At 56.3% G+C, this 12,502-nt stretch carries 6 protein-coding genes; all 6 read left to right on the forward strand.

Annotation, left to right across the window (positions count from 1 at the left end; all coding sequences use genetic code 11):
* Window positions 1-94: 94 nt before the first annotated feature.
* The gene (locus Fuma_RS34600; RefSeq protein ID WP_077025174.1) at window positions 95-1,804 is read left to right on the forward strand and encodes a type VI secretion protein IcmF/TssM N-terminal domain-containing protein; all 1,710 of its coding nucleotides are present in this window, start codon (window positions 95-97) and stop codon (window positions 1,802-1,804) included.
* Entirely contained in the window at window positions 1,801-6,759 is a 4,959-nt protein-coding gene (locus Fuma_RS16975) for a VWA domain-containing protein (RefSeq protein WP_077025175.1), read from the forward strand. Before Fuma_RS34600 ends, Fuma_RS16975 begins: the two co-directional genes overlap by 4 nt.
* Window positions 6,760-7,022: 263 nt before the next feature.
* Entirely contained in the window at window positions 7,023-8,747 is a 1,725-nt protein-coding gene (locus Fuma_RS16980) for a hypothetical protein (protein WP_145944224.1), read from the forward strand.
* A gap of 434 nt (window positions 8,748-9,181) precedes the next feature.
* Entirely contained in the window at window positions 9,182-10,411 is a 1,230-nt protein-coding gene (locus Fuma_RS16985; RefSeq protein WP_158521041.1) for an HlyD family secretion protein, read from the forward strand.
* 56 nt (window positions 10,412-10,467) lie between these two features.
* Window positions 10,468-11,487 carry a TackOD1 domain-containing metal-binding protein gene (locus tag Fuma_RS16990; protein ID WP_077025178.1) on the forward strand — a complete coding sequence of 340 codons (1,020 nt, stop codon included), beginning with the start codon at window positions 10,468-10,470 and terminating at the stop codon, window positions 11,485-11,487.
* 16 nt (window positions 11,488-11,503) lie between these two features.
* Window positions 11,504-12,496: a GGDEF domain-containing protein gene (locus Fuma_RS16995; RefSeq protein WP_077025179.1), complete on the forward strand. Its 993-nt coding sequence runs from the start codon at window positions 11,504-11,506 to the stop codon at window positions 12,494-12,496.
* The last annotated feature ends 6 nt before the right edge of the window (window positions 12,497-12,502 follow it).

The raw sequence follows: 12,502 nt of genomic DNA on the forward strand, positions 1-12,502 counted from the left end.
CTCAACACATCGCGAGCGAAGCGCGAAAACCTGCAGGTACGCTCACTTCGCGGAATGATAACCAGGGCTGTTGGATCAAGGACAACGGAATCGGATGAGATCAATCTTCTATAAGGTTTTGGAATGGACACGTTTGTTGTTCGGCATGATGCCGCGCTCAGGCGTGGGTAATGTGAAGGTCTATCTGATCATTCATTATTGCTTTATCGCTTTGGTGGCCATCACTTTGGCGATCTTCAGCAATGTCATTCGCGACGCCGTTCCCGGACTGCGCGGTGGCCTGAAAATGTGGGACTGGCTGGAAAGAACGTGGTGCGGCGTCGCGTTTTTGATCGTCTATGCCATCATCCGCATCGTGCTGTACCTTATGGAACTGCTGGGCATTGAAGACGATTCTGAATTCCCCGACATCGAAGCCGATTGGGAAGAAATCTTAGACGCGCTCGATCGCGAACGACTGCCGATCGACGATGTGCCGCTGTTCCTCGTCAACGGCTTCACGCCTCAACAGGAACAAAGCGCGTTCGATGCAGCATCGGAAATTGAATGGCGAGTCGTTGCGCCGCCGGTCACTCAAAAATCGGCCGTGCTTCGAGTATTCGCGAACGACGACGCGATATTTCTGTGCTGCACCGGAGTGGGCTCAACCAACCTGCAACAGGGGAAAGTTTCGAACGAACCATCGTCACGGTCATCCGCGCCGGTCGCTCATAGTGGCGTCACCGGGACTCAGGCCGCTGGCCAGTTGAAGGGCGTGGTCGATCGGGCCAAATCCGTGACCGGCACAAACCCCGCGATGGGCGCTCCGCCACCTCCACCGCCTCCTGCTGGTGCTGCTCCGGCGGGCGGTGCTCCGATGGCCCCACCTCCGCCACCGGCCCCCGTTGCCGGCACGGGCACGCAGTCAAAAGGTATCGGCGCGTTTTTCGGAACAATTGCGCCGGGTGGGCTGAAGCGAGCGATGGAGACATTCTCCGGGTTAAACCGCAGCGATGCGAAAGGCTACGGCAAGAAGCGGCTGGCTCCGCTGTCCGAACTGGAAAGCATGATCGGCATTCGACGCATCGAATTTGTGTGCCATCTAATCAATCGATCGCGAGCACCATATTGTCCGATCAACGGAATGCTGCAGGCCGTGCCGTTTTCATGGGCCGAAGAAGTAGACTACGCTCGCAAACTGGCACCTGCGATTCGAGACGACGTGGTCGCCGTTCACGAACGACTGCAGCTTCAATTTCCGGTTGTGGTTGTCGTCACGGAACTGGACGACGTACCTGGCATGCGAGAATTCATTCTGCGCGCGAACCGGCTTCAGCCAGGGCTGCGGCTGTCTCGCGCTGGCAGTAGCTTTGCAGCCGGAGCAGACGTCAGCGACAAGAACGCCGAATGGGTCATTGAACGTGGGATGCAGTGGTTTCGTGGCTGGGTGTATTCAGCGTTTTCGTACGACCTGGACAACAAAGAAAACCAAAAGCTGTTCAACATGCTGTGCGAAGTTAACCAGCGCAAGAATGCTTTGGTGACGTTGCTGCGTGAGAGCCTTTACAAAGTCGTGACACCGCGAGCTCGCCTGCAGGGCTGCTACTTTTGTGCGACAGGACAGGCGTCTACAGAACAGGCGTTCATCCGAGGCGTGCTGGACAAGTTGCCGGAATCGCAGGGCGATGTGGCGTGGACTCCGCAGTTAAAGCGATCGCAAAAGCGTTCGTCGACAATTGCCTGGGCCTGCTTTGGCGCAGCCGCGTTGTTGATGGTTCTGACCGTATTGCTGGCCCGCGGACTGACAGGCGGAGGTGCGTCATGAGCAGCCGAAATCCAGACAACTGGCGCGGTGGTCGGAAGTCGCAGCGAGCTGCCGATCGGGAGGTCGCCGCAACACCGGAATGGAAGCGAACAAAGCGCAAGACGGTCACTGGCACCGGTCGCCGTCGCAACACAAAAGTGATTCTACCGTTGCTGTTGTTAAGCGGTTTGGTTGCTCTGGGAGTTTGGCTCTACAACTTCGAACGAGAAGTCCACACGCACTTTATTGTGCTTGATTTGTTGAAGGACTCACCGCTGTTTGATGCCACGCCGTCGCCCGAGTTCCCGGATCTTTCCGAGGCGAACTCGCAGGTCGCTACGACGACTCAGGCACGGTTTGACGGACTGGGAAAACTGATCGCCGAAGGCGACACCAATCCGTCAAAAGCGCAAGCGATCGTCGTGTACTTGCAGACGCAGATTATCCCCGACAACAACGGCGATTTCATCTGCCTCACCAAAAGCAGCACGCCCGATGTCGTGGGATCCGGCGGCGGCGAAAAGCTATCGACGCTAAGACAGCAATTAAAACAACTGATGACCGAAACGCAGTCGGGTTGTGTGGTGCTGCTGGTCGTTGATCAGCAGAAGACTTTGCACGACTGGCGTCTGGGCGACCTGCACGCAGACGTTTCGGCGGAAATCCTCGACTGGCCTAACGACGAAGAACTCTCACGCCTTGTGGTCATGACATCCTGTTCGGGCGCCGAAGAAAGCACTGCGGGCTATGCGGGCTCAGGTGGTCAAACGGCCTTCGGGCATTTCGTACAGCAGGGTTTCAGTAAGTTAGCAGACACCGCTGCGGAAGGTGCCGACGAAGGAGACGGGACACTTAACGTCCGAGAATTCTGTGGCTTTGTGAAAGACCGAGTCGACCAATGGGCACGACAAAATCGGCGGCCGAGCGGGCAGACGCTTCGCATCAGCCCGGACCTCGAAGCTTTAAAGTCTTCACACAAACAACGAAATCTGGCGCTGATGAAAGAACTGCCGGACACGACTCAAACACTCACTTTCCGAAACCCGTCTGGCATCGTCAGGACGCTGCAAAGCCACTGGGAAAAACGTAGCGAGCTGGATGCGCAACTCGCATGGCGATGGCGACCGTTGAAGTGGCAGGCGGCCACGGAATACCTCTTGCGAGCTCAAGCGGCCATGCTGGAGGGAGACAACAACCGCGCGACCGCGCTTGCCAACAAAGCGGCAAGGCAGCTTGAACAGTTGGAGGAAGCCACGAAGCGGGCAGCGCCGACTATCGCTGAATTAGGCCGCGACCGTGGTCTACCAATTGCATCGAAGTTGAATGAGGTCCGGAACAGCAACAACGATCCCCCCACGGACGTGCTGGAAGCCAACATCGCAGCCTATCCGTTTGGCCGTTTGGGGCTGACCCAGCCAGCGGCGCCTGATGTGGATGCAATCAAACAGCGGCGAAGCGAAGCGGAACAGATCGCGTCGAAAGCCATCGGCATCACGGCGACTGTCAAAACTACGCTGCTGGAAGCCGAAGATCAGTTGCTGAAAACGGAAGATCAATTTTTTCTGCGACCACCAAAGTTGGACGCCAGCGCCGTGGCGGTGGACGAAGGTAAGACAGGGGCTGAACGCTGGCAAAAACTGGATGACTTTATCGCCGCACATCAGAAAAACGATGTGCTGTTTCAACGGTGTCTCACTTCGGCCGAAACGCTGGCTCGCTGGGCGGCGGAATTCCCTCTGCCGGCGGATGAAAAATTCCATAGCGACTGGAAAGATCTGTTAAGGAAAAACCAACCCGCGAATCAACCGTCTGACGATGCTTCCCAAAAACTGTTCGACCGAGCAGAACAACTAGCGGGTGCATTCTCATCGGACGTGGCGGGGCGAGCCAAGCGGCTTTGCTCCGAAGCCTTCCGCCTGTTGGTGGCAACCAGAATGCTGCAGAAGCTGCGTCACGAAGAAGAAGCCGAGACGACGTTGTCGACCGTTCAAATGGCTGACCTGTCGAAAAAGATGGACGACTGGTACGAAGTCACCACGCAGTTGTTGATTGCCGTTCAGACCGCGCAGAACGAACTGGCCGCCGCGCTGTCGGAATCGACAAAGGGACGCGACAAACAGGTGCTCGCGTATCAACAGGTTAAAGCGACTCTGAACATCGCGAACCTCGCCCCCGACAAGCGAGGCAAACTGATCGCTGCACTGCTGAAGCTGGATGAAGCGTTAAGTCAACCGGCCGACGATCAAAGCGACAAGTCGGCCGAAAACGCAGACAACAATCAAAGCGTCGCGTCGCAGGACACGATGGCAGGCGTGCTGTGGCGCATGCAGTTTTTGAACCTGTTTCTGGATGCCGCACGCGACATCGATAACTCATCGAAAGCGTCTGAAACCAAGGATGTCGAACAGTCACTGGCCAACATCCTGACAGAAAAAAGCGACGTCAGCCAGAAGCAGGCGGCTGAGCTGGGAACAGTCGTCCGCGCATTCTGGCAGAAGCGTCGCGACGCCGCAGACAATGCCGAGACCGCTGTGGATGAGAACACGCGGAGCTATCTCGAACATGCCGACGTTTGCGTGCGAGGGTTTTCTGCGTTCGACGAAACACTGCTGGAACGTTCTCCGACGGAACGACTGCATCGGTTGTGGCAGGCCGACTACTGCCTTCTGCAGGCCGACCGCCTGTTGCACAGCCAGTGGGTGCGTCCCGACGACAGCGAACCGTGGATCGACAACGCCTGGTACGCGAAGCGCGCAGGCACGTGGTTAAACACGGCGGAAGAACTGGCGGCCGTGATGACTACCAGATCAGGCTTGCCCGCGTTCCTGGATAACGACCTGAACGCCACTCGAAAGAGGCTAACCGAATCTGCCAACTGGAACGTCACGGTCGCTCCTACCGGCGCGAAGAAATTTGACCTTAGCGAACAGGCGCAATTTTCTGACGACGTCAGCCTGGACGTTGTCCGCAGCGCCAACGTGCCCCAAAACGGTACAGCCGCCGTCAGACTTCTTCCTCAGATTCCTGTCCCAGCGATTCAATTCCCCAGCACGCCGATAGCTTTGCCGCTGGTTTCAGATTCGTCAAACGTGACGACCACTGTTGAACGCAGGGGTGCGCCAGTGGAAGGCGAATGCGATCCGGCGGCGTATGCGGTCGACGTCTTTTTTCGAGGTCGCAGCTGGAATTCCACTAGCACGCTGGAAGTCAATCCGTGTGCAGGCGACTTCTACGTGGTGGCCAAAGCAAAACGCACCGAAACGGCCAGTGTCGTGATGCAGGGAACGAGTAACCGCCCCATCATGTTTGTGCTGGATATGTCAGAAAGCATGAAGGATCCGTCCGGCGACAGATTGAGATACCAGGTCGCACTCGACACTCTCGAAGACTTCATCGACAACGACCGATTCGACAAGACCACACTCGCTGGTTTGAAGGTGTTTGGGCATCGCGTCAGGTCCCGACGCGGGGAACGAGTCGAGAACCCGGATTACACGCGACTGTTTGGTAAATCGATTCCGCCGGGGGTAACGGCGAATAAAGACGTGTGCACTGAACTTCGGTTGACGAGCATGGACTTTGATGGCAAGCAAAAATTCAAACAAGTGATTAAGAAACTTCGGGAACTGAAATACTGGGGGATCACGCCTCTTGGCCAGGCGATCGAACAATCTTTGGTCAACCAGGATGGTTTGAACGGAAAGCCAGGCATTGTTATCGCCGTGACCGACGGTGCTGCGACAGACATGGGCCTGGATCTCGATGGAAAGCCAGCGCCACCAGGGAACACCAATCATACAGGGCCTTTACGGGAGGCGTTGAAAGCTAGCCAAAACAGCAAAGTCGTAATCGTCGCACTCGACTTTCAGCCAGGCGGACTACAGCGAAGGATTCTGACACAAGTCTTCGTCAACGACTGCGGCATAAAAGAGGATGACGTCGTCGACGCTTCCAACAGTGAAGAGCTGTATGACAAATTCGACGACAGTCTGGACCCGCAAGAGTACACCGTCGCCAGTCGCCTTCGGAGTGTAGACACGAGTGCCAGGCTGGGCGAACCGACTTCCCAATTAGAACCGGCCGATGACTACACTCTGCAGTTTGCCGGAATCAAGAGTAGTCAGGACGTCTCCTTACGCGCCGGTGATCTGGTCAGGTTCTTCGTCAACTGGAACGTAAACCAATTCAACTACAGCCGTGACGGCAGCAGCCGACTCGTGCAGCCGGCAAGGGCCAGCAGCTCAGCCGCCGAACGCGATGCGCCTCGCATGCTGCGATCTGTGCTGAACAAACCGGTTGAATATTCGACGTATGCCGAAGCAAACAAGAATGGGTTGCTAAGAGTCGCCTTCAGTTTGATGCTGGACCACGACCGAAGAGATCTGCCAGTCCGACAGCCTGCCGAAGTCGATTTCACTTTTGGGTCAGAAGGCAATGATGTTCCGCCAGATCGCGTCGAACAGGAATTCACGTCAGAGTGGGGTGCACCTGGTTGGCGATTCGTCATCGAAGACTGGCCCGAAAGACGCAACCTCGTTTATGTCGACGCTGTCTGGAAGATGGAACGGACAACGCCGGAAGTTGTTGTCGAATACAAGCCGATCGTGACTCAGGAAGGCGAGCTGATTGGCGGCGTAGATTCGCTTCCCAAGTGCCGCATTTCCAATACCCTGTTGCCTGACGGAACGTTGCAGGTCCGCCTCAACCCAATCCAGGGTTCGCCGGATGCCGCAGACAACCGAGTTGCCGATATTCGCGTGGAGATCGGAACCGCCGACCGCCGGGAACTCAACAGTGCCTTCATGCCGGACGAAGTCGCAACCACGATTCGCCGCACAGAAAAGGGTTCCGTGATCTATGAATTTCAGGGCGGATATACAGATACGGAGCTGCAAAAAAAACAAATCGCCCTCACATCACACGCCGCTCGACAAAACAACGCGTTTGTCGTCGAAGGCATGAAAATCGCCCCGTAGACCAAACAGCCACGTGCGCTGGTCGGAACAATGCCACTACAGTCGCGCATGGAGGCGTAGATCGGCAGAATCCGCAGATCGGCGTGTTGCCGCAGCGTGCCGTCGCCCGCATCGCCGCCCAGGACCGGCTTCTCACCTTGTTGCTGTTCATTGCGCACGCGTAACATGTGCCCGCAGGTTCTCACGATCATGAGAACCACCGCAATCGCAGCCGTGAAATCGGCAGCACACCTCATCAGGTTTGCGCAGGGACGCCGAACCGAATGTCTTTCTCATCCACATACGCCATCAAGCCGGCCCATTGGCTGCTGGTGGCCACCATCGCGTTTTCGACCACCGGCTGCATGAGTCAGCTGGGGCGGTCCCATTCGTCATTGCGCCCAAGAACAGCTTCTACCTGGGAGCCGGATACGTCCGTCTTTCGTTCCCAGGATGCTCGCCTGCCCGGCATGCCAACGATGACGATCAAGGCCGGGAAGCCAGCGACGGAAAATCATCTGAAAGATATCCTGCAAACGTCCGGGCATTCCTTGATGGAATCCGCTGCGACGGCACCAGAACCTCCCGAACAACCAACGCGGCCACAGGCTCGCCTGTTGACACCAAGTTTTGCCACCGCAGCCAGCGAACAACGTCGTCCCGCAGGTGCCGGTGAGTACTCGGGAATCGTCATTCAGCCAAAGCAGTCACAAACGGAGACGCCCGATGATTCCGAGATCACCGGATCGCATACCAGCAAAGGTTCCGGACACAGCATCGGCTTCACTGCAGATCACATTCGACAATTGATGGACAGCCAGTCTCGCAATGAGATGTCGGACGGAAAAGTGCTCAGCGACCTGAAACCTAAATGGCAGGTCCTGAATACAGCCACGCAAACGGCATCGAACGTGAGTGCAGACTCAGTCAACACAATCAGTCCGGCATCAGCTGAGGCCGGGCAACAGCAGCAGCCATTCACTTCCACGCAACAGTCGACCATTCAGGAAGCAGCTCAATCGCGAGAAGTGCCGACATCAACGGACGAAGCTGAAGAACCTACAGCAGAAGAACCGTCGATGCTGGAGCGGCTGCGAGGCTTCTACGGGCCAGCTGCGCCTGAACAAAAAACTCGACAGCGCTGGATGAAACCGTTCCAGAAGTTATCGTCGCCGTGGAACGTCTTTCGAGACAAAGAAACGACGGATAGCCCGTCCGGCGACCAGTCTCCCTTGCCGCCGCAAACGGTCGAACTTTCAGATGAAGTCGAAAGCAGTTCGTCCGAAGTCAATCCATTGTTATCGCAATTGATTGAAACCATCAACAATGAACTCAAGGACTGGCCTCGGCAACCCAACGGCACACCAGACGACCTGGCTGCGTACCAGCGTCGCGAGCAGGATCTGAGACTGCTATACCTGATTGCCAACGAACCAGGTGCTGCGGTTGCCGCTATTGATTCCCTGCCTAACGGCGATCAGGACTTCTGGCAGGAAGTCATGCTCGGCCTGGCTCAATACCGTTCTGACGAACCCGATGTCCCGCGGCAGCAGCGTTTGAGTAACACAGTCGGCCAGTTGCGTACCGCCGTCCGAAGACTCGCCCCCCTGACAACGCTGCAGATTCGACGCATTGACATCTGCAGCCAGATTTACAGTTTTGGTCGAGTCGAAACGTTTTCGTTAAACGAATTCGACCCTGGCGATCCAATCCTGCTGTATGTCGAACTCGAAAACTTCGCGTCACGGCTGACCACGACTGGCAGCTACGAAACCAGCTTCGACGCTCAACTGAAGTTCTTCGAAGACGGCAGCGACGAAGCGATCGAAACAGTTGAACTGGCCGAGATCACGGATCAATCGACCTCGGAACGAGTCGACTACTACCAAAGTTTCGAGCTCACGATCCCGTCGCACTTGACCTCAGGCCGCTACCGTATCGCAGTCCAGTTGCGCGATCGCACCAGTGGCAAGAAGGCGCAGGAATCTGTCGAGTTCCGCGTGAGATAGCCCGCTTCCAAGGCTTCACTTCGTTGCAGGGCACAGCGGCTGCGCTGTCGTAACCACCAACGCTGATGCACACGCTGGCATCCGACCAATCGCCGCCGCGACAGGGTTCTGTTGCAGCGGCCAGGAAACACTTCGCTCCCGTCGCGCTTCCGCCAGCGACATTGCCGCTGCAATCGCCATTGGCAGCCTGAGACCGTCCCGCCTTCGCTATCCGACAGCGCGTTCCTCATAACCAGCGCAAGCATCACGCTCGCTACTGGATTACCCGAACTCGCCATCCCGTAGACAGTTGCGCGGCGGTGTTGCCTTTTTGCAACCTATGTTTCGATTGGTGATCGAGTTGTCTTAACGCAACTTGCCGAAAACTTTTCCGAATGGGTCATTTGCAGAAAATCGTCGGAAGATTTTCAGACTACAAGGATCGAAGCATAGTCATGTCTAACTCAACAAGTACTTTCCCGGCCGAGCCACCGTCAGCACGAACGGACGACACCCTGGCGAAAACAGCGCGCAGTGCGTACCGATTCCAAAATCGCGAAACCGCTGCGAGCCCACCAACCTCAAACGCGGCGTCATCAAAGCCCCCGACTGCGCCAGTAGCACCGAAAACACGACCGCGTGGTCGGCTGCTGATCGCCATCCTGATGTTCTCCGCGTGCGGAGCGGGAATCGCCACCGTCTGGGACTCGCTGCTGCGATACCAGGCGTATGGCATTGTGACCGGAAAAGTCATCAACGTATCGGCCCCGATCGACGGCGTGTTGCAATACGTTCACGTGCGTGAAGGCGATCATGTCCGCCAGGACGCTCGACTGGCAACGGTGTTCGATCTGGATTTCGAACATCGTCTGCAACGGATCTCTGATGAATTGAAGATGGCTCAGGCCAGCCTGCACGCTGAGATTGCCAAGGTGCAGTGGCAGTCAAAGGTGCAGGAAACGGAAATGACAAAATCCATGGCCGACTTCTTTGAAGGGGCCAGCAACATGTATCAGGAAACCGCCGCACTGGGCGTCATTCGCAACGAACTGGCTCGCACTCAGGCGCTATCGCAAACGCATGCTGCCAAAGAAATGGACTTGCGAAATCAGACGATTCGCGAACAAGCCGGCACTGACAAACTCCGAGCAATTCAGAAAGCCTTGCGAGTATTGAAGGAACGAGCGGAAACGGCAGCCCGGATCCCTCGACTTGGTTCTGAACAGATTGCTCCGCTGGTAGCAAAAGTCGACATGCTGTTGAACGAAACCGAACGCATTCGCGAATGGATTCAACAGGGCGAGCTGAAAGCACCGGTCAATGGAGTTGTGCTTTCGCGGCACCATCCGGCAGGCGAATGTATCAAGTCGCATGAGCCGCTGTTTTCTGTCATGGAAGAATCATCACTTGAGATTCAACTGTACCTGCCTCAGGAATTGACCGCTGATTACAACGTGGGCGACACCATCAAACTGAAGATCGAACCGTTTGAACAGCTGGTTCCCTGCGAAGTGACGGCTATTGGAACTGAGCATCGCCAGCCGCCTCCCAACATCGAAGTTTTCTACCGCAAGAACGTAACGCTGCTGCCAATTCGCGTTCGACCATCGCAGGAATTCGCTGGTGATCGACGAATGTCTGTCGGAGCAGTTGCCAAGTTGCCGCACTTTTCGCATCGCGGATAGAAAATGATCAATCGCACCGCCACCGTTTTTGCCATTGTGTAGTGAAGGGCCATCTCATGAACACCAAACCCAACAAAATATTGATCGTCGATGACGATCAGGCGACTCAAAAAACGATCGTCGACACGATCGTCGACACCGACACATCGTACGTGGTCGCAACCACCAACGACGCGGGTCTGCGGGCTGTTCAAAACGATTCCGAAATATCACAGGTGATCATTCGCGCCTGGTCAATCGACATCGACGCGTTGGACTTCTGCGAACGCATTCGTCTCCAGCGGTCTCACGATGATCTTCGCATCATTGTGATCCTGCGAAACGACGAACGGCCGTTGGGAGCTCAGATGCTGATTGCCGGTGCCAACGATCTGCTGATCGGCGACTTCGAACCTCGCGAACTGCGTATGCGAGCTCATATCGTTCCGTCAGACCAGGTCAAACGCGTTGATCCGGCTCACACGCCCCAGAGTGCTCCTGATGTCGTGAGTGATCGCCCAAAGGTTCACGTACCGGCATTTGATGCCGTTTCGTGCCGATTCACATTCGGGCACAACGAATTGCAGATTGCGGAATGGGAAGCCGATCCCGATGTGAAAAAAATCCCGTTGGACAAAATCATCGTCTGCCCGCAATGCAGCGCCGTGCCGACGTTTCGAGCCGGTTGCGGCGAATGTGGCGGAGCGTGGACAGTCCCTGAAACGATCATCCATCACTATGCGTGCGCCCACGTGGCTCCGGAACAGGAGTTCTATTCAAAAAGTGGGCTGGCGTGTCCCAAGTGTCGTTTAACAGACCTTGTGGCCGGTTCCGATTTCGAACAAATGCGAGGGTGCCTGAAGTGTTCTGACTGCAGCGCCATCCTGTCGGAACTAAGTATGGTCGGTCACTGCCTGGCGTGCGAACATCGATTTGCAATGGCGGACGGAATTGAAATGGAAATCTATGGGTACCAGATCGGCAGAGCTTTGGACGCGGCAAGCGTGACGCCGCCAAACTTCCATTCGCCGCGTCGCGTGGCAAATGCAGATCAACACACATGGCAGCCGGACACTGTCGGTTCCTACAGCATTTAAGACGGCAGACAAAATAATGGAATTTCAACAATCAACACTCACGCCGGAATCATTCGTTTCCGGCGATGCATGTCGAGTCTCGGCGAACGCCAGCATGATGGACGTGTTTCGCAAGACCGCGGATGGCGACTACCATTTCGTTCTGGTTGAGGACGATAACGGCGTGCCAATCGGCATCGTCAGCGCGGACGACGTGATGCGGCATGTCACCAATCCCAGTGGCAGCGAATTTCATCGCTGGTTGGAAATGCCGGTCGAAGCGGTCCTGCAAAGTCGTATTCGAATTCCGGACGAGGCCGCTCCTCAGGACCTCGATTCCGGCGACTGCACCCGGGTCACTCACGATGGCCACGTGCTGGGCGTCATGACTCGGCGCGACGTGCTGCTAAGCTGGCGGTCTGTTCAGCAAACGCTGCGAGAATCTCGCCGAGACATCGTGACGGACCTTCCGAATCGTTCGTCATTCGACCACCATTTGAAAGTGGAATGCAGTCGAGCGAACCGGGACGGCCATTCGGTGGCAATCGTCTTTGTCGACCTGGACTACTTTAAACAGATTAACGACCAGTACGGTCATGCGGCCGGTGACAGCGCACTAAAAGTTGTGGGCGGCCTGCTGCGTGAAACGCTGCGATCTTACGACATGGTGGCTCGCTACGGCGGCGACGAATTCGCCATTGTTTGCTGCGGCTGCGGCGTTGATGAAATCGATGTCGTGCTGCGTCGCATCCGTAATGGCGTGATGTCGCAACAGCAAACACGAATCGACCGCCACAAGCTGCCATCGATCTCCGTTGGCGCGGCCGTTCAACATTACGTCAGCGACAACTTCAGTTCGGTGCAGCTAATCGAAGCGGCCGACGAATGTCTCTACGCGGCCAAACGTTCCGGACGCAACTGTGCATGGAAAGTCGAACTATCAGCCGGCCAAAGCGGAAAACCCGTCCTGGTTCCCGATAGTCCCAGTCCTTCGCCGTTGCACCAACCAGCAGTAGCACTCGCACGGTAGCTCACA

This window comes from Fuerstiella marisgermanici (genome assembly GCF_001983935.1).
In the GTDB taxonomy this organism is placed as follows: Bacteria; Planctomycetota; Planctomycetia; order Planctomycetales; family Planctomycetaceae; genus Fuerstiella; species Fuerstiella marisgermanici.